At 66.3% G+C, this 18,691-nt stretch carries 13 protein-coding genes; 4 read left to right on the top strand and 9 right to left on the bottom strand.

Going from position 1 to position 18,691, the window contains the following annotated elements:
• Positions 1-60: 60 nt before the first annotated feature.
• Positions 61-2,190 (bottom strand): ATP-dependent helicase, encoded by a 2,130-nt coding sequence (locus MHZ91_RS07940; protein ID WP_218344599.1) that lies wholly within the window; start codon positions 2,188-2,190, stop codon positions 61-63.
• 114 nt (positions 2,191-2,304) lie between these two features.
• Here MHZ91_RS07940 and MHZ91_RS07935 point away from each other — a divergent pair, with 114 nt between their 5' ends.
• A complete protein-coding gene (locus MHZ91_RS07935; protein WP_239213181.1) occupies positions 2,305-3,219 on the top strand; it encodes a DUF72 domain-containing protein in 915 nt (304 codons plus the stop codon).
• Positions 3,220-3,225: 6 nt separating this feature from the next.
• Here MHZ91_RS07935 and MHZ91_RS07930 read toward each other — a convergent pair whose 3' ends face one another.
• Positions 3,226-4,737 carry a PLP-dependent aminotransferase family protein gene (locus MHZ91_RS07930; RefSeq protein WP_370647792.1) on the bottom strand — a complete coding sequence of 504 codons (1,512 nt, stop codon included), beginning with the start codon at positions 4,735-4,737 and terminating at the stop codon, positions 3,226-3,228.
• 96 nt (positions 4,738-4,833) lie between these two features.
• Between MHZ91_RS07930 and MHZ91_RS07925 the strand changes: the two genes are divergently transcribed.
• The 3 genes from MHZ91_RS07925 to MHZ91_RS07915 all read left to right on the top strand — a co-directional run bounded on the left by MHZ91_RS07925 (position 4,834) and on the right by MHZ91_RS07915 (position 8,684).
• Positions 4,834-6,096, top strand: coding sequence for a 4-aminobutyrate--2-oxoglutarate transaminase (locus tag MHZ91_RS07925; RefSeq protein ID WP_056563276.1), 1,263 nt, complete (start codon positions 4,834-4,836; stop codon positions 6,094-6,096).
• A 142-nt stretch (positions 6,097-6,238) separates the two neighbouring features.
• Complete coding sequence (locus MHZ91_RS07920; protein ID WP_056566761.1) at positions 6,239-7,708, top strand: NAD-dependent succinate-semialdehyde dehydrogenase; 1,470 nt, start codon at positions 6,239-6,241, stop codon at positions 7,706-7,708.
• Between the two features lie 121 nt (positions 7,709-7,829).
• Positions 7,830-8,684 (top strand): inositol monophosphatase family protein, encoded by an 855-nt coding sequence (locus tag MHZ91_RS07915; protein WP_175126152.1) that lies wholly within the window; start codon positions 7,830-7,832, stop codon positions 8,682-8,684.
• Positions 8,685-8,845: 161 nt separating this feature from the next.
• On the opposite strand, the gene MHZ91_RS07910 is transcribed toward MHZ91_RS07915, so the two are convergent.
• The 7 genes from MHZ91_RS07910 to MHZ91_RS07880 all read right to left on the bottom strand — a co-directional run bounded on the left by MHZ91_RS07910 (position 8,846) and on the right by MHZ91_RS07880 (position 18,520).
• Complete coding sequence (locus MHZ91_RS07910; RefSeq protein WP_239213179.1) at positions 8,846-9,664, bottom strand: NAD-dependent protein deacetylase; 819 nt, start codon at positions 9,662-9,664, stop codon at positions 8,846-8,848.
• 85 nt (positions 9,665-9,749) lie between these two features.
• On the bottom strand, positions 9,750-10,697 hold the full coding sequence (gene epsC, locus MHZ91_RS07905) for a serine O-acetyltransferase EpsC (RefSeq protein ID WP_239213178.1): 948 nt from the start codon (positions 10,695-10,697) through the stop codon (positions 9,750-9,752).
• 182 nt (positions 10,698-10,879) lie between these two features.
• Positions 10,880-11,944: a UDP-glucose 4-epimerase GalE gene (gene galE, locus MHZ91_RS07900; protein ID WP_175126155.1), complete on the bottom strand. Its 1,065-nt coding sequence runs from the start codon at positions 11,942-11,944 to the stop codon at positions 10,880-10,882.
• A gap of 12 nt (positions 11,945-11,956) precedes the next feature.
• Complete coding sequence (gene pgi / locus MHZ91_RS07895; protein WP_218344597.1) at positions 11,957-13,624, bottom strand: glucose-6-phosphate isomerase; 1,668 nt, start codon at positions 13,622-13,624, stop codon at positions 11,957-11,959.
• Between the two features lie 13 nt (positions 13,625-13,637).
• On the bottom strand, positions 13,638-15,035 hold the full coding sequence (locus MHZ91_RS07890) for a phosphomannomutase/phosphoglucomutase (RefSeq protein ID WP_175126157.1): 1,398 nt from the start codon (positions 15,033-15,035) through the stop codon (positions 13,638-13,640).
• Positions 15,036-15,056: 21 nt separating this feature from the next.
• On the bottom strand, positions 15,057-17,318 hold the full coding sequence (locus tag MHZ91_RS07885; protein ID WP_239213177.1) for a GNVR domain-containing protein: 2,262 nt from the start codon (positions 17,316-17,318) through the stop codon (positions 15,057-15,059).
• Between the two features lie 65 nt (positions 17,319-17,383).
• Positions 17,384-18,520, bottom strand: coding sequence for a polysaccharide biosynthesis/export family protein (locus tag MHZ91_RS07880; RefSeq protein WP_175126159.1), 1,137 nt, complete (start codon positions 18,518-18,520; stop codon positions 17,384-17,386).
• Positions 18,521-18,691 lie beyond the last annotated feature (171 nt).

Here is an 18,691-nt window from a genome sequence, read left to right as displayed (position 1 = left end):
CTGCGGTGCAGCGTGTGATTATCGGCCGATGATAGCCCAGCCTCCGGGCGGGCCGCCGTCTCAGAACAGGTTGCGCACCCGCTTGGCCACGTCGATGCGCGGCGCCTGCGGCTCGCGCGGCTCGGCCCGTCCGGGCGGCAGATCGGGCAGCTTGGGCAGGTGATCGAAGAGCGGCAGCATGGCGTTGGTGATGAACCGCGTGCGCGAGCCGTACACGTGGCGATCGCCCATCCCCGTTTGCTGATGCACGTAGAAGCGCTGCGGCACGACAAGCTGCAGCCGTTCCTTGGCCCGCGTCATGGCCACATACAGCAGCCGGCGCTCTTCCTCGATCTCTTCGGCCGTGCCCGTGCTCATGTCGGACGGGATGCAGCCGTCCACCACGTTCAGCACGTAGACCGCCTTCCACTCCTGGCCTTTCGCGGAATGGATCGTGGACAGGATCATGTAATCCTCGTCGCGCAGTGGCGCGCCGGATTCGTCGCTGGTGGCGTCGGGCGGATCCAGCGTCAGTTCTGTCAGGAAGCGCTCGCGTGTCGGATAGCCCGACGCAATGCGCACAAGCTGGTCGAGATCTGTCTTGCGCACGCGCGCATCGTCGTACAGGCGCTCGAGCTGGCCGCTATACCAGCGCAGCGCCAGGTCCACGTCGGCCGGCCACTTCAGCGTGGGGTCGCACAGCGCGGCGTACGTGTCGGCGAAGGCGCCCCACTCTTCCTGCGCCGCCGCGCCCGGCTTGAACTCGCGCAGCGTGCGCAGCGGCTCGGTGGACGCGGACATCGCATCCATCAGCTTGCCCGCCGTGGCGGGGCCGATGCCCGGCATCAGCTGCGCGACGCGGAAACCCGCCATGCGGCCGCGCGGGTTCTCGGCCCAGCGCAGGATCGACAGCAGGTCCTTGACGTGCGCCGCTTCCAGAAAGCGCAACCCGCCGAACTTGACGAAGGGGATGTTGCGGCGAGTCAGCTCCAGTTCCAGCGCGGCGCTGTGGCTGGCGGTGCGAAACAGCGCCGCCTGCGACTTGAGCGTCGCGCCGCCCTCGCGCTGCGCCAGCACCTGGTCGGCCACCCAACGCGCCTGCCCGGCTTCGTCGCTGACCGTGACCAGTTCCGGCAATTGCGACGACTTGCGGTCGGTCCACAGGTCCTTGGCATAGCGTTCGGTCGCCTGCGCGATCACGGCGTTGGAGGCGGTCAGGATGGGTTGCGACGACCGGTAGTTGCGGTCCAGTGTGATGACGCGCGCGGGCGCGGGAAACAGGTTGGGAAAATCCAGGATGTTGCGGACCGTGGCCGCGCGGAACGAATAGATGGACTGCGCGTCGTCGCCCACCACCGTAAGGCCGCGGCCGTCTGGTTTCATGGCCAGCAGGATGGCCGACTGCAGCCGGTTGGTGTCCTGGTATTCATCCACCAGCACATGATCGAAGCGCGCGCCCACATCCGCTGCGATCTCCGCGTCCGACATCATTTCGGACCAGTACAGCAGCAGGTCGTCGTAGTCCAACACCTGCTGGTCCTGCTTGGCCGCGACGTACGCCCGGAACAGGTTCTTGAGCTCGTCTTCCCATTGCGCGCACCACGGAAACGACGTCTTGAGCACGTCGCCCACGGGCGTCTGGCTGTTCACCACGCGCGAGTAGATCGCCAGGCACGTTCCCTTGAGCGGAAAGCGGGATTTGGTGGAGGACAGGCCCAGCTCGTGCCGCACCATGCCCATCAGGTCTTCGGCGTCGCCGCGATCGTGGATGGTGAAGGCTTCGGACAGGCCGATGCGCAGCGCGCAATCGCGCAACAGACGCGCGCCGATAGCATGGAAGGTGCCCGCCCACGGCAGCGACGGCGCCTGCTGCGACGAACGCAGGTTCATCACCCGCTGCAGCACCGACCCCACGCGCCGCTCCATTTCCAGCGCCGCGCGGCGCGAAAACGTGAGCAACAGCATGCGCTGCGGGTCCGCCCCGTTCAGAATCAGATGCGCCACGCGGTGCGCGAGCGTATTGGTCTTGCCGGACCCCGCGCCCGCAATCACCAGCAGCGGGCCGTCGTTGCCGGGCGCGCCGGCCACACCGAATTCGGCGGCCTCGCGCTGCGCGGGATTCAGGTCGGCCAGCGGATCGGGCCGCTCGGCCGGACGGGCGGCGGTCTGGGGGTTGTCGGGCGTGCTGGGAGTCTGATCTTGGTCTGGCATGTCGCGGAGCCGCAGCGCTGCGGCCGCAAAAAAGGAAGGAGCCAAGGCTGGCTCCGGGTGAACACTGTATATTTATACAGAATTTTTTGACTTCCGTCTGAACCGCCCGGCGCCATGCCCGATTTTCCCCGCATCCTGACCGGCACCGCCTCCTGGACCGACCCCACCCTGCTGGCCTGCGGCCGCTTTTATCCGCCCGATGCCCGTAGCGCCGAATCGCGGTTGCGGTTCTATGCGTCGCGCTTTTCGCTGGCCGAGGTCGACTCCAGCTTCTACGCGATGCCCACGCCGGACAACGCCTACCTGTGGTCCACCCGGACGCCGGACGATTTCGTCTTCAACATCAAGGCGTTCCGGCTATTTACCGGCCACCAGACGCCGCTCACCGCCCTGCCCGGCGACATCCGGCGCGAACTGGCGGACTGGCCGGAGCCCATCATCTACCACGACCGCATGCCGGGCGAGCTGCGCGACGAGCTCTGGCGGCGCTACCAGCTGGCCATCGAGCCCCTGCGGATGGCGGACAAGCTGGGCGCGGTGCATTTCCAGTTTCCGCCGTGGGTACGGCGCGACGCGCGCGGCATGGCGCGCGTGGCGGACTGCGCGCGGCGGATGGAGGAACATCTGGTGTCGGTGGAATTTCGCCACCACAGCTGGTTCGAAAGCCCGTCGGCCACGGCGGACACGCTGGCCTTCGAACGGGATCTGGGTGTCGTGCACACGGTTGTCGACGCGCCGCAAGGGTTCGAGAACACCGTGCCAGCGGTTTGGGAAAGCACCCATCCGGAGCTGACGCTGTTGCGTCTGCACGGGCGCAATGCAGCCAAGTGGAACGCGTCAGGGCCGGCGTCGTCGGGGCGGTTTCAGTACGAATATTCGGAAGCGGAACTGGCCGAACTGGTCGCACGTTTCACGCGGCTGGCCTCGCAATCGGCGCAGGCGCATGCAGTGTTCAACACCAACTTCGAAGACCAGGGCATGCGCAACGCGGCGGCCTTCGCGTCGGCTTTGCAACTGCCGGGCCTGTGACTGGGGTCAGACACCCGCCTTCGTACCCGCCCTTACCGCCGGCCGCGCCACCTCCGCCAGGCTCTCCAGCAGCACTTCAAATTTGCGCGCGATGTCGTGCTCCGGCACACAGGCATATCCCAGCAGCAGCCCCGGCCGGCGCCCTTCCTCGTTGACGTAATACCGCGACAACGCGCGCGTCAGCACGCCCTTGCTGCGCGCCACCTCAACGACGCGCAGGTCGTCCATGTCCGCGGGCAGGGTCAGCACCAGATGCAAACCCGCCATGCTGGCATCGCGATGCAGCCAGTCCGGACCCAGCCGGCGCTCGATCAGGTTGACCAGCATGGCGCGGCGGCGGCCGTACAGCATGCGCATGCGGCGGATGTGCGCCGCGTAATGGCCTTCGGAAATGAACGTGGCCAGCGCCGCGTGCGTCATCAGATGCCCTTCGCGGTACAGCTCGGCATGCGCCGCCTGAAAAGCCGCCGTCAGCGTCTTGGGCAGCACCAGATAGCCCACGCGCAGGCCCGGATACAGCGTCTTGCTGAAGGTCCCCATGTAGATCACCGGCGCGTCGGACTCCAGGCCAAGCAGCGACGCGATCGGCCGGCCGGAAAAGCGGAACTCGCTGTCGTAGTCGTCTTCGATGATCCAGCTGCCGCACTGCCGCGCCACTGCCAGCAACTGCCGCCGGCGCGCCAGCGACATCACGGGCCCCAGCGGGTACTGATGCGACGGCGTGACGAAGATGAATCGCGGCGGCGTGTCCACCGTGTCCGGCACCCGCATGCCTTCTTCGTCAACCGGCAGATGCACCGTTCGCAGACCGTTGGCCTGCAAGATGGTGCGCGCGCCCCAATAGCCCGGGTCCTCGACCCATGCCGTTTCGCCCGCCTCGCCCAGGATGCGCGTGGTCAGGTCAATGGCCTGGTGCGAGCCCTCGGTAATGATGATCTGCTCCGGGTCGCAGTCGATGGACCGCGTCAGCGCGAGATGCTGCGCCAGCGCCTCGCGCAGCGCCGGCAGGCCGCCGCCATAGGAATAGGTCAGCAGGTCCGGTGCGGGATTGCGCCACAGCGCGCTGAAGATGCGGCCGAACTTCTTGTGCGGGAACTCGGTCAGGTCGGGCACCCCCGGCATGAACGCGCCCCATTGGTACGGCGAGGCCGACACGCCATCCACGATGGCCGCGCCGCGCGGCGACAGGGCCGGACGCGAGGACGCCTGCTGCGCCTGGCGCGCGCGGCGGCCGCTGGCCAGATACGAATCCGGCACCGAGGCATTGACGAAGGTGCCGTTGCCCTGCCGGCTGCGGGTGTAGCCCTCGGCCAGCAGCTGGCTGTAGACGTGGACGACGGTGTTGCGGGCAATGCCCAGCTCCGCCGCCAGGTCGCGCGTGGCGGGCAGGCGCGAGTCCGCGGCAATGGATCCATCCAGGATCGCTTCGCGGATGCCGCGGTAGAGCCGCTTGTTCATGGGCTCGCTGGCGCCGTCGGCCAGGCGCAGCAGCAGCAAGTCACCGACGATGGACCGCAATTGGTTCTACCTAATTTATTAAAGTGGTTCCCACAAGTGGGGCCATCGTAGCATTAAATAAGTGCTTTACCGCCCATCACTCTCATCGAGACCGAGATGAAGAATCAGGATCTGAATACCCGCCGTTCCCTGGCCACGCCGCGCGGCGTCGGCGTCATGTGCGACTTCTACGCCGTGCGCGCGGAAAACGCCACGCTGTGGGATGCCGAAGGCAAGGAATACATCGACTTCGCGGGCGGCATCGCCGTCCTGAACACGGGCCACCTGCACCCGAAGGTCAAGGCCGCGGTCGCCGCGCAGCTCGACAACTTCACGCACACGGCCTATCAGATCGTGCCGTACGAAGGCTACATCTCGCTGGCCGAGCGCATCAACCGCCTCGCCCCCATCGACGGCCTGAAGAAGACCGCCTTCTTTACGACCGGCGTCGAAGCCGTCGAGAACGCCGTGAAGATCGCGCGCTCGTCCACCGGCCGCTCGGGCGTCATCGCCTTCTCGGGTTCGTTCCATGGCCGCACGATGCTGGGCATGGCCCTGACCGGCAAGGTCGCTCCCTACAAGCTGTCGTTCGGTCCCATGCCGGGCGACATCTATCACGTGCCGTTCCCCAACGCCACGCAGTCCATCAGCGTGGCCGATTCGCTCAAGGCGCTGGACTTGCTGTTCAAGGTCGACATCGATCCGAAGCGCGTCGCGGCCATCATCATTGAACCCGTGCAGGGCGAAGGCGGCTTCAACATCACGCCGCCCGAACTGATGACCGCGCTGCGCAAGGTCTGCGACGAGCACGGCATCCTGCTGATCGCCGACGAAGTCCAGACGGGCTTTGGCCGCACCGGCAAGCTGTTCGCGATGGAACATCACGGCGTGCAGGCCGACATCATCACCATGGCCAAGAGCCTGGGCGGCGGCTTCCCGATCTCGGGCATCGTCGGCCGCGCCGACGTCATGGACGGTCCCGCCGCGGGCGGCCTGGGCGGCACGTACGCCGGCAACCCGCTGGCCGTGGCCGCGGCGCACGCCGTGCTGGACGTCATCGCTGAAGAAAAGCTGTGCGAACGCGCCGCCCAACTGGGCGAAAAGCTGCGCGCGCATCTGGAAGGCCTGCGCGCCAAGGTTCCGGGCATCGCCGACGTGCGCGGCCTGGGCTCGATGGTCGCGCTGGAACTGAACGACGCGGCCGGCAAGCCCGACGCCGAAGCCGTCAAGCGCGTGCAGCAGCGCGCGCTCGACGCCGGCCTGATTTTGCTAAGCTGCGGTGTATACGGAAACGTCCTGCGCTTCCTGTATCCCTTGACCATTCCCGACGCCCAGTTCGCACGCGCGCTGGACATCCTGTCCGAGGCGCTTGCCGCTTGAGGCAAAGGCCCTGAATAACCGGTTATTCGGCTGGCAGGAACAACGATTGCGGGCGTAGCAGGCAGGCGGCTTGATGAACAGGCCGCACGCCTGCCACGCCCGCAATCGCTTGGCCCGCCGCACCATCAAGGAGACTTCCAACATGACAGCACTGTCCCATCCCCTCGCCCGTCCCGACCTGCTGCGCGACGCCTGCTACATCGACGGCAAGTGGGTCGGCGCCGGCGAAGGCGCATCGATCCCCGTCGACAATCCGTCCACTGGCAAGACCATCGTGTCGGTGCCCAAGCTGGGCCGCAAGGAAACCGAGCAGGCCATCGCCAGCGCCCAGGCCGCGCTGCCCGCGTGGGCCGCCAAGACTGGCAAGGAACGCGCCGCGATCCTGCTGAAGTGGGCGCAGCTGATGATGCAGCACCAGAAAGACCTGGCGGCCATCATGACGTCCGAACAAGGCAAGCCGGTCACCGAAGCCGCGGGCGAAATCGCCTACGCCGCGTCGTTCCTGGAATGGTTTGCCGAAGAGGCCAAGCGCATCGACGGCGACATCCTGCAAAGCCCCAAGGCCGGCCAGCGCCTGATGGCGCTCAAGCAGCCCATCGGCGTGACCGCCGCGATCACGCCGTGGAACTTCCCGGCCGCGATGATCACCCGCAAGGTCGGCCCGGCCCTGGCCGCCGGCTGCACCATGGTCGTCAAGCCCGCTCAGCAGACGCCGCTGACCGCGCTGGCGCTGGCCGTGCTGGCCGAAGAAGCCGGCGTGCCGGCAGGCGTGTTCCACGTCATCACGGGCAGCTCGCGCGACATCGGCGCGGCGCTGTGCGAAAGCGACGTGGTGCGCAAGCTGAGCTTCACGGGCTCGACCGAAGTCGGCCGTACGCTGATGGAGCAGTGCGCGCCCACCATCAAGAAGCTGTCGCTCGAACTAGGCGGCAACGCGCCCTTCATCGTGTTCGACGACGCCGACCTGGACCGCGCGGTCGACGGCATTCTGGCCTCGAAGTACCGCAACGCCGGCCAGACCTGCGTGTGCGCCAATCGCATCTATGTACAAGCCGGCGTGTACGAGGAAGTCGCCAAGCGCCTGGTCGCCAAGGTCAACGCCATGAAGGTCGGCGACGGCTTTGAAGACGGTGTGACGCAAGGTCCGCTGATCGACAAGAACGCCATCGAAAAGGTGCAGGAGCACATCGCCGACGCCACGGCCCACGGCGCCAAGGTGATCGCAGGCGGCAAGCCCCACGCGAAGGGCGGCACGTTCTTCGAACCGACCGTCGTGCGCGACGTGACGCAATCGATGCGCTTTGCCAGCGAGGAAACCTTTGGTCCCGTCGCGCCGCTGTTCCGCTTTGAATCGGAAGACGAAGTCATTGGCATGGCGAACGACACCATTTTCGGTCTGGCCGCCTACTTCTTCACGCGCGACTACGCCCGCATCTGGCGCGTGTCCGAAGCGTTGGAATACGGCATCGTGGGCATCAACACCGGCCTCATCTCCAACGAAGTCGGCCCCTTCGGCGGCGTCAAGCAATCCGGCCTGGGCCGCGAAGGCTCCAAGTACGGCATCGAAGAGTACCTGGAGATCAAATACCTCTGCGTCGACCTCGGCGCATGAAGTCCGGCGCGCGCGGCGTCCTGCCGCGCGCGCCTGTCGTCCGCGTGGCCGATGTATGCGCCGCGTTCACTCGGATACCATCCAGGCATGTTAGATTTGCGCGTTCCCTGGACGAGTCCGTATGAGCAGAACTTTCACCCTTGAGGACACCCGCAAGCTGGCGGCCATCCTGGCGGAAACCGCGCAGACCGAGGTCATGCCGCGGTTTCGCAACCTGCCCGAAGGCGCCGTGCGCGGCAAGACCTCGCCGCGCGATCTGGTCACCGACGCCGACGAAGCCGCCGAACGCCTCATCGCCGCGCGCCTGTCCAAGCTGCATCCGGGCGCTGTATTGATCGGCGAAGAAGCCTCGGCGCGCAATCCCGCTCTCTTGAACATGCTGGTCGACGCCGACCTCGCCTTTCTCATCGATCCCATCGACGGCACGCGCAATTATGTGGCGGGCCTGCCGCTGTTCGGCATGATGATCGCGGCCTGCCATCGCGGCGACGTGATTGCGGGCGTGATCTACGATCCGGTCAGCCGCGACAGCGCGCTGGCCGTGCGCGGCGAAGGCGCCTGGCTCGAATTCGAAAACGGCAAGCGGCTGCCGCTGGCCGTCGCCAGCCCCGCGCCCCCCGAGGACATGGACGGCCTGATCTCCACCGGCGCCCTGCCCGAGCCGCTGCGCACGACTGTCAACAGCAACCTGTCGCGCCTGGGCAGCACGGCCTCGCTGCGCTGCGCCGCGCATGAATACCGCATGATCGCCGCCGGCCATTGCCACGTCGCGCTGTACAACCAGTTGACGGCGTGGGATCACGCTGCAGGCTGGCTGCTGCATCGGGAAGCCGGTGGCTATGCAGCGCATTTCGACGGCTCCCCCTACAAGCCCACGCATCGCACGGGCGGCTTGCTCTACGCGCCCGACGCGGGCAGCTGGCACGCGGCGCGCAAGGCGCTGCTGGGGGACGCATTGGAAGGCATCGAGACTTGACAACAGCGGCCGGGACCACCCTCAAAAACTGGGGTTATCCCTAGGAGTTATCCCCAGTTCCTGTGGACAACCCTATGGAAAGGTCTGTAACCGGCCGAAAAAATCGTTGCCGGGCAAGCACTTGCTTAGACCGGTCAAAAACCGGCCGCCCCCGCTTCTTTCTAAAGCGCTTCCAGCGCCAGCGCGATGGGTTGTTCCACTTTCAGGGTCAACAGGCTGTCCGCGCGGGTGCGTCCCAGGTTGATGGCGGCAATGGGTAGGCCGGCTCGCGAGGCGGCCGTGACGAAGCGATAGCCGGAATACACCATCAGGGACGATCCCACCACCAACACCGCGTCGGCGCTCTCAAGGGCGGCATTGGCCCGCTCGACGCGCTCGCGCGGCACGGTCTCGCCGAAGAACACCACATCGGGCTTGACGATGCCGCCGCAGCGCGGACACGGCGGCACCGTGAACCGCGAAAAATCGTAGCCGTCCAGATCGGCGTCGCCGTCGGGCGCGTCGCTGGCTTCAAGCTGCGCCCAGTCCGGGTTCAGCGCGTGCAATTTTTCCTGCCAGTCGTGGCGGCCGCCGCGCCAGTCGCAGTTCATGCAGCGCACGGCATCCAGGCGTCCGTGCAGGTCCACGACATCGCGGCTGCCCGCGGCTTCGTGCAGGCCGTCCACGTTCTGCGTAACCAGGATGGCGACGTGACCGCGATCCTGCAGTCGCGCCAGCGCTAGATGCGACGCGTTCGGCTTGACGTGTCCAAAGCGGCGCCAGCCCACCATGCTGCGCGCCCAATATCGCGCCCGCGAAAGCTCAGCGCCCATGAACGTTTGCAGCGTCATGGGCGGCTGGCGTTTCCATTCGCCTTCGGTGTCCCGGTAGTCCGGAATGCCGGAATCGGTGCTGACCCCGGCCCCGGTCAGGACGAAGAGCCGCGGATGGCGGTCGATGAAGCCGCGCAACGCGGCCAGCTCCGGAAGTGCAGTATCCAATCCTCGCTCCTTGCGTCCCGCCACCGCGCGGCGATCAGTCCGCGCGGCCCGCCGCGGGTTAATCAGACCGCGCGGCCCGCCGCGTTCAACCGCCCAGCCCGCAATCGGGCATGTCGCTGACCAGGCTGGCCTGCGTCACGTTGCTGCCCGGCGGCACGCTGCGCGTGAGCCAGACGTTGCCGCCGATGGTCGAGCCCTTGCCGATGGTGACGCGGCCCAGGATCGTGGCGCCGGCGTAGATCACGACGTCGTCCTCGATCAGGGGATGGCGCGCCAGGCCCTTCTTGAGTTCGCCGTTTTCGCCCGGCGGAAAGCGCTTGGCACCCAGCGTGACCATCTGGTAGAGCCGCACGCGGTCGCCGATGATGGCGGTTTCGCCGATCACGACGCCCGTGCCGTGGTCAATGAAAAAGCTGCGGCCGATGGTCGCGCCCGGGTGGATGTCGATGCCGGTGTCGGCATGGGCGATCTCGGCCACGATGCGCGCCAGCATCGGCACGCCCAGCCGGTACAGCACGTTGGCGAGGCGGTGATGGATCATGGCCGCGACACCCGGATAGCACAGCAGGACCTCGTCCACGTTGTGCGCCGCCGGGTCGCCCTGGTAGGCCGCCATCACGTCCAGATCGAGCGCGGCGCGCACGGCCGGCAGCTCGGCGCCGAAACGGCGCACGATCTCGGTGGCGCGCTGCCGCGTGTCCGCCTGCTGGGCCGGATCATGCCGGCCTTCGTATTGCAGTTCCAGACAGACTTGATGCAAGAGCGCATCGAGCGCGGCGCCGATGGTGTGGCCGACGTAGAAGTCTTCGACCTCTTCGCGCAAATCGATGGGCCCCAGGCGCATGGGGAACAAGGCGCCACAGAGGTCCTTGATGATCTGGCGCAGGCTTTCCTGCGACGGGAATTCACGCAGGCCGGCGTCGTCGCGCAGGCGGCCGCGCGGACCGCGCCACGCAACGCGCGCATCGCGCAGTCCGGACACGATGCCGTCCAGGTTCCAGTGCGCCGTGGGGAAATAGCTGGGGCCGCTCATTGCCGGACTCCGGACAGGGAGCCGGCGCGTGCGGCAGAAGGATGGATAACGAACATGGGTTTGCCTCGCTGACGATGCGAAGCCCCCCGCGCAATGCCCCGGGGAATGCTGCTTCGCAATAATTCCGTCAACTGTAACCGCTCCGGCGTATGCGCCGGAAGTCCTCCGACACGGCATTGGGGTTATGCCGCGGCCGGGACCAACCCCGGCTCCGCCTCATACCCTTGCGGGTTGCCCTGCTGCCAGCGCCAGCCGTCCGCGCACATGGCTTCCACATCGTGTGTGCTGCGCCAGCCCAGCAGCGTCGCCGCCAGATCGGGGTTGGCCCACATGCGCTCGACGTCGCCCGCGCGCCGCGGCAGGATGCGCAGCGGGATCTTGCAGCCGTTGACGCGTTCGAACGCCCGCACCAGTTCCATGACGCTGGTGCCCTGCCCCGTGCCCAGGTTGACCGCCACGAAGCCGGGATGGCTGTCCGCATAGGTCAGCGCCTGCACGTGGCCGCGCGCCAGATCCATGACGTGCAGATAGTCGCGCACGCCGGTGCCGTCCGGCGTGTCGTAGTCGTCGCCGAAGACGCGCAGAAACGGTTGGCGCCCCACCGCCACCTGCGTGATGAACGGAAAAAGGTTGTTGGGCAGGTCGCGCGGACTCTCTCCGATCAGTCCGCTGGGATGCGCCCCGATCGGATTGAAGTAGCGCAGCGTGACGGCGCTGAATGCGGGATCCGCCACGCACACGTCCCGGAGCATCTCCTCGACCATCAGCTTGGTGCGGCCGTACGGATTGGCCGGCGCCAGCGGATGGGCCTCGGTAAACGGCAGATACTGCGGTTCGCCATACACCGTTGCCGACGAACTGAAGACCAGCCGCGACACGCCCGTCTCGCGCATGGCGCGCAACAGGACAAGCGACCCCTGCACGTTGTTGTCGTAGTACTTGAGCGGGTCAGCCACCGACTCACCCACGGCCTTGCAGCCGGCCAGATGCAGCACGGACTGCACGGGCGAGCCCCGCGCCGCCGCATCCGCCAGCACGGCCGCGACCAGGCCGCGCGAGCGGATGTCGCCTTCGATCAGCGGTATCGGCGCACCGCAAAGCTGTTCAACCCGGCGAACAGCCTCTCGGCTGCCGTTGCTGAGGTTGTCCAGCACGATCGGCCGCAAGCCGGCGGCGATCATCGCCACCAGCGTATGCGTACCGATGTAGCCGGCGCCGCCCGTCACCAACACTTGCGTGTCCGGCATGTCCATGCTCCGTCAGAGGTGGGCCGTCATGCCGGGCACCCACGCATGGCGGGGACGCGGGGCCTGCGCATGGCTGCGGTAGCGGTCGATCCAGTACGACGTGGAAGCGTCATGCCCCCAGTCGACCACGCCCGCCGACACCGGCACCGCCAGCTCGCGCTCGATGCCGCTGGCCAGCCGCTTGCCCAGTTCCACGCCGTACTGGTCGAAGGGGTTGATGCCCCAGACCACGCTCTGCACGAACACCTTGTGCTCGTACAGGGCCAGCAGTGCGCCCAGGCCTCGCGGATCGAGCTGGCGCAGGACGATCAGCGTCGACGGCCGTCCGCCCGGATGCACCATGTGCTGCGCCAGCGACAGCGCACGCTCCTGGTTGTCGATGTGGGCGACGTCCAGCAGCGCCTGCTCCAGGCTCTTGCCGCGCATCAGCGCCTGGCGCTGCGCCAGGCAGTTGGCCAGCAGCATGCGATGCGCATCGGGGCTGTCCGCGTGCCCTTGCAGGCTGGCGATGAAGTCCACCGGCGCGCCTTCCTCGCTTTGATGCAGCCACTGGAAGAAGGTGTGCTGGCCGTCCGTGCCCGGCATGCCCCAGATGATGGGCGCCGTCGGCACGCCGACCGCGGCGCCGTCGCCGGCGACCCGCTTGCCCAGCGACTCCATTTCGAGCTGCTGCAGATAGGTCACCAGGTGCAGCAGGCGCCCGCTGTAGGCCGCCACATTCAGCGAGTTGAATCCCAGCACGCTGCAATTGACCAGGCCGGCCAGCGCCAGTTGCACCGGCGCGTTGGACGCAAACGGCGTCTGCAGGAAATGCTGGTCCATGGCCTCGGCGCCCGCCCGCATCCCGATCAGCACGTCCAAGCCCACCGTCAGCGCGATCGACAGGCCGGCCACCGACCAGACGGAATAGCGTCCGCCCACCCAGTCGCACATCTTGAAGACCTGGCTGGACGGCACGCCCAGCGCGCGCGCGGCCGGCGCATTGGCGGTCACGGCCGCCAGATGGTCGGACACATCGGCCACGCCGCCCTGCTTGAGCCAGGCGATGGCGGCGCGCGCGTTGTGCAGCGTTTCCGACGTGGTGAAGGATTTGGAAGAAATGACGACCAGCGTGCGGCGCGGGTCCAGCCCGGCCACGGCGTCATGGAAGGCATGGCCGCAAATGTTGGACACGAAGCGGATCTGCCGGCGCTGCTGCGGTCCGCCGAATGCCTGCACGGCCAGGCGCGGACCCCAGTCGCTGCCGCCGATGCCGATGTGCAGGACGGTGGAGAAGTCCGCCGTCTGGTCCACGCGCCGCACGAAGTCGGTCATGCGCGAATACTCGCAGACGGAATCCGCGTCCTGCCCTTCCGGCTGCTCGCGCGTGCGCCCGGCACGCAGCGCGGTATGCCATGCCGCCCGGTTTTCAGTCCAGTTGACCGGTTCCCCGGCAAACAGCGCGCGGCGCGCCTCTTCCAATCCGCGCGCCTGCAGCAGCGCCTGTCCCGCGCCGTCCAGCGACGCCGACTGGCGTTGCATGGTCAAGTCCACGCACAATCCTGCCGCTTCGATCACCTTGAGCGCACTGGCGTCCAGTTCAGCGTTTTGCGCGGCCTGCGCGAAAGCCACCCACTCCGGGCTGTTTGCCAGTCCGGAGTCTGCCCTTAACGCCTCAATCGCCTGTTGAGCCTTTCCCATCGCGTGATGCTCCTTAGAACGGTAAACGAATGTGAGGTGCAATGCGCCTGAACGCCTTGCGAAAGTCCTCCTCGATACGAGCCAGCGCGGCCACGTTGTCTCCTTCGAACCGGAGTACCACCGTCGGTGTGGTGTTGGACGGTCGCGCAAGGCCGAAGCCATCCGCGTAGTCCACACGGATCCCGTCGAGCTCGTTGATGGACACTGCGCCGGGGAACTCCCCTTGGTCGCGCAGCGCCTGCACCAGCTCGACGCCTTCCGTGGTCTCCAGTTTCAATTCGGGGGTGGCGCAGGACTGGGGCAAGCTTTCCAGCAAAGCCGAGGGGTCCGGCGCCGACGAGAGGATCTCCAGCAGGCGGGCGGCGGCGTAGATGCCGTCGTCAAAGCCATACCAGCGCTCCTTGAAGAAAATGTGGCCGCTCATCTCCCCAGCAAGTAGCGCTCCCGACTCGCGCATCTTGGCTTTGATAAGGGAATGCCCTGTCTTCCACATGGTCGCCTTGCCGCCCGCCTCGGTAATGGCGCGGGCCACATGGCGGCTGCATTTGACGTCGTAGATGATCTCGGCGCCCGGGTTGCGCGCCAGCACGTCGCGGGCGAACAGGATCAGCTGGCGGTCCGGCCAGATTATCTGTCCCGATTTTGTGACGACGCCCAGCCGGTCGCCGTCGCCGTCGAACGCCAGTCCGACCTCGCAGTCCGAATAGCGCAGGCAGTAAATAAGGTCCTGCAGGTTGTGGGGATCGGCCGGATCGGGGTGATGCCCCGGAAAGGATCCATCCACCTCGCAAAACAGCTCCGTCACCTCGCAGCCCAGCGCCCGGAATAGCGCCGGCGCCACCGCGCCCGCGACCCCGCTGCCGCAGTCGATGGCGATCTTCATGGGCCGCGCCATGCGGATGTCGCCCACGAGGCGCGCCGCGTAGCAGGGCGTGATCTGCATCTGGGTGCGGCCGCCGGGCGTGGGCGCCGAATCGATCGGCTGGCGCATCGCGTCGCGCAGCGCGGTCAGGCCGTCGCCGTACAGCGAGCCGCCTTCCATCACGATCTTGAAGCCGTTGTGCGTGGGCGGGTTATGGCTGCCCGTCACCGCGATGCCGGTCCCGGTGTCCATCAACCGGGCCGTGAAGTACACCATCGGCGTGGTCGCCATGCCGATGTCGATCACGTGCATGCCGGCCGAGCGCAGCCCGGCCTGCAGCGCCGCGGACAGCTCGACACTGCTCAGCCTGCCGTCGCGTCCCACCACGATCGACCGCACCCCCTGTGCGTGCGCCTTGGCGCCCACCGCCATCCCGAGGCTGTGGGCAAACCTGGCATCCAGCTCGTCCGGGACCGTTCCCCGTATGTCATAGGCCTTGAAAACCGCATCCAGAATTTGCGGCGTGTCCCAGCCAAAAGTTCCGTGCATGCCAGTTTCTCCGTGTGGCGTTCACTTGGGACCGTTCTGTTTGAAATCACCGTAGTACGCCGCACGGGAGTAGCGATAACCACCGTACTTGGACCGGAACCCGAAACGTTCCGGCAGCAGCTTGAGACCGTTGAAGACCACGCCATCGACCGGCGCGCCCGCCTGGATCAGGCGCTTGGCCGTTTCGCGGATCTCGCCGACCGTATTCATGCCCGACCGCACCACCACCATGACTGCCGCGGCATGCGTACCGACCACGGCGGCGTCCGGCGACGACAGCACGGGCGCCGTGTCCAGGATCACCATGTCGTACTGCGTGGCCAGTTCCCGCAGGGTCTCGCCGAACACCGGCGAGGCCAGCAGCTCCGACGGATCGAACGTGACGGCGCCCGTGGCGATGAAGTCCACGCCTTCGGACACGCTGTGCTTGCGGACGCGGCTGAGCGGGATCGTGCCGGTCAGCACTTCGAACAGGCCATCTTCCTTCGGCACGCCGAAATAGCGGTTGAGCTGGCCCTTGCGGAAGTCGGCATCGATCAGCAGCACGCGCTTGCCGACGCCCCCCTGGATGAAGGCAAAGTTTGCAGACAGGAAGGATTTACCCACACCCGCCACCGGACCGGTGAACATGACCATGTTGTTGGCGGACTGGCGCAGCGAGGCCTGCAGCACGTTGCGGAAGGATCGCAAACTCTCGATCGGTGGCGAGTTGCCCTGGCTCTGCGCCAGGAGCGCAGGCACGGTGGCGTTCTTGCGCCGGCTGCGGCGCCACAGCTTGTCCTGCACGTCGCTGTACGGAATGGCGGCCAGCACCGGCAGGCCGGTATGGCGCTCGACGTCTTCCGGCTCCGACAGGCCGCCGAACAAGGCGTTGCGCACGAACGCGCACAGGATGGCGAAGATCAGACCGGCAGCGGTGGCCACGCCGATGATGATCGCGCCCTTCGGACGCACGGGCTTGTCAGGCTGCACGGCAGCATCCAGGATGCGCACGTTGCCCACCTTGCCGGCGCGGATCAGCTTGAGCTGCTGCGTGTTGTTCAAGAGCGCCGTGTAGAGCTCGGTGTTGACGCGCACGTCGCGCACCAGGCGCACCACGTCCTGTTCCAGATCCGGCAGTTGCTTGATGTTGTTGCCCAGGCGGTTGACGTCGCCCGTCAGCGATGCGATCTGACGGTCGATGCCCACGATGCTCGGGTGCGTCGGCGCAAAGCGCGTGATCAGTTCCTGGCGCTTCTGGCGCAGTTCCATCACGCGGGTCTGGGCGTCGACCGACTGCCCGAGGATCAGCTTCGCTTCTTCGCTCAGGTCGATCGTGCCGCGCTTGTTGCGCAGCTGGTTGTACTTGGTTTCCGCTGCATCAAGCTCGGCCTTCAGTTGCGGCAGCTGCTGCTCCAGGAACACCAGCGACTTCTCGGCCTGCGCGGACTTGCGGTTCACGTTCTGCTGCACGTATTCCTGGCCGATCTGGTTCAACACCGCGGTGGTCAGCGCCGGATCGTTGCCCTCCAGCGTGACGCCGATCACGCCCGACGTGCGGCCGCGCTCAAAGATGCCCAAGCGCGATTGCACATCCTCGATGGCCGCCAGGCGCGAGCTGCGCGACACCGTGAACTCGGTGCCGGGACGGCCCGACAGCGCGTCGACGTGCACGTCCATCGCGCCGCCACCCGGCAACAGGAAGCGCTCGGGCTTGCCCACCGTGCCGGTGAACGTGGCGCCGGTCAGCTTGTCGCTGAGCGTGTAGCGGCCCTCGCCCAGCGTGGTCAGCCGGAACGGCTTGCCCAGCCACTCGTTGGGCACGTCCAGTTGCGAGATTGCAATGGACTCGCCGCCCCACGCATAGCCCCCGCGCGGCAGGCTGGACGGATACGGCAGGCTTTCGTAGCGCTGCGCCAGCCATTCGCCCACCACGGGGAAGTAGCGCGGCTTCGCATGGATGTAGAGCAGGAACTTGTCGACGGCGGGACCGACGACCATGCGCGAGCGCAGCACTTCCATTTCGCCCGACGTTTCCGCCTTGGTGTCGAACATGGATGAGACATCGCCCAGCAGGCTGCGCGCCTGTCCGTTCGGGAGCTCCTCCTCCACCTGCACGATGATGTCAGCCGAATAGACCGACGGCGTCACCATCACATAGGCGAGCGCGCCGAGAAACGCGAACATGGTGATCGCAATGATCATCCAGCGGTTGGAAAAAATGGCGTCCACGTGGGACGACAACGGGGTTTCCTGCTGACGGGCCGGTACTGACGGCTCGAACGATTCGATGGGCAACGACATGCAGCTCTCCAGGAAAGGGCGCCGCCGCGGTTGCGGCGCCCCCAAAGGCGGGGTTTTGAGGCGGACTAATCGATGGACCTGACGGTCTGTACGGTCTGCGCGCTCGGGAAGAGGTTGCTGATGAAGCGGTTCCACCGCACCAGGCCCGCCGAATCCACGAACACGACATCCTTGGGTTGCAATTCAAACTTGGCGCCCACCGCCAGTGCCTGCGGCGATGCGGCGTTCAGGTGATACACCAAAGGCTTTGCCTCCTCCGTGGCGCGCACGACGAAAATCTGCGAGGTGTCGGCCGTGATCTGGTTGGGTCCGCCAGCAAGACCCAATGCCTCGGTCAGCGACAAGCGTCCATCACGCATGACGGAAGCCCCGGGGATGAACACCTCACCCATCACGAACACCTTGCTATCCTCGCGCGGCGTGACTCTCACGATGTCCCCTGCCTTGAGCATGACCTGGTTCAGGTCCTGGCCGCGCTCGATCAGGGCGGGAAGGTTCACGCGAGTACGCTTGCCATCGCGGATCACATAAACCGCACTGCGGTCTCCGGTTGGCAGGATGCCTCCGGCCCTGTTGAGCGCTTCCAACAGGGTCATGGGCACATCATTGATCGCAACCGTACCCGGCGTGGTTACCTCGCCATCGACGAAGATGCGCTTGCTGCGGAATCCCAGAACGCGTACGGTGATCTGCGGGTCCTGTATGTACTTGCCCGAACTATTGACTATGAGATTGCGCGCCTGAAGTTCAGTCAACCCCGCCACTTTCAGCAGTCCCGTATACGGAAACTGGATATATCCAGCGGATGAGACCGTATAGCCCGGAATGCCCGAGGCGGTATCCCCAATAGCTAATTCCGTTGCCCCTGATCCGATGGCGTAGGTTTGCGTCGGAAGCACGAGCTCGGGGTGATCCCACACGACGATCGAGAGGATGTCTCCCGGCCCGATGAGGTAGGGAGCCGGCTTGCCGATGAGGTGACCGATGCCTTCGTTATCGATCAGCGCTTCACGTGCGCGCTGCTCTTCAAGAACGAGGGACGGCGTGATCTGTTTGATGACCGCCTTTGAGTTCGGGTCCAGCGGATCCGCGAGCTGATTGGCGTTGAACGTCATACCGGGTGATAGGGCGCAAGCGCCTAGCGAGGACACGAGCGCGATAGCGGCTATGGCTCGGCTCATCGTTCCGAAAAATGTAGTCATGGCGAATCCACTGTGAATGACTTCGTTGCCTGGAAAGGAGCCCGATGCGTAACGGGTTGCGACATTCCACACGCTTTTCCTAAGCCCGCACATTCGACGGATGCCCTAAGCCTTCTCCTACACCGTTTGGAGGTTTCGGGTGAGTTGCGCACTCAATAAGATTTTGTCGGT

The sequence above is a fragment of the Achromobacter sp. ACRQX genome, assembly GCF_022346505.1.
In the GTDB taxonomy this organism is placed as follows: Bacteria; Pseudomonadota; Gammaproteobacteria; order Burkholderiales; family Burkholderiaceae_B; genus Achromobacter; species Achromobacter animicus.
This window is presented reverse-complemented; position numbering and strand designations above follow the sequence as displayed.

Bases quoted from the DNA above. Each gene is read 5' to 3' on its own strand.
- epsC (WP_239213178.1), bottom strand. From the start codon at position 10,697: ATGAGCGGCCCCAGCTATTTCCCCACGGCGCACTGGAACCTGGACGGC.
- MHZ91_RS07915 (WP_175126152.1), top strand. From the start codon at position 7,830: ATGAGCAGAACTTTCACCCTTGAGGACACCCGCAAGCTGGCGGCCATC.
- MHZ91_RS07890 (WP_175126157.1), bottom strand. From the start codon at position 15,035: ATGCACGGAACTTTTGGCTGGGACACGCCGCAAATTCTGGATGCGGTT.
- MHZ91_RS07935 (WP_239213181.1), top strand. From the start codon at position 2,305: ATGCCCGATTTTCCCCGCATCCTGACCGGCACCGCCTCCTGGACCGAC.
- galE (WP_175126155.1), bottom strand. From the start codon at position 11,944: ATGCCGGACACGCAAGTGTTGGTGACGGGCGGCGCCGGCTACATCGGT.
- MHZ91_RS07940 (WP_218344599.1), bottom strand. From the start codon at position 2,190: ATGCCAGACCAAGATCAGACTCCCAGCACGCCCGACAACCCCCAGACC.
- MHZ91_RS07880 (WP_175126159.1), bottom strand. From the start codon at position 18,520: ATGACTACATTTTTCGGAACGATGAGCCGAGCCATAGCCGCTATCGCG.
- pgi (WP_218344597.1), bottom strand. From the start codon at position 13,624: ATGGGAAAGGCTCAACAGGCGATTGAGGCGTTAAGGGCAGACTCCGGA.
- MHZ91_RS07925 (WP_056563276.1), top strand. From the start codon at position 4,834: ATGAAGAATCAGGATCTGAATACCCGCCGTTCCCTGGCCACGCCGCGC.
- MHZ91_RS07920 (WP_056566761.1), top strand. From the start codon at position 6,239: ATGACAGCACTGTCCCATCCCCTCGCCCGTCCCGACCTGCTGCGCGAC.
- MHZ91_RS07885 (WP_239213177.1), bottom strand. From the start codon at position 17,318: ATGTCGTTGCCCATCGAATCGTTCGAGCCGTCAGTACCGGCCCGTCAG.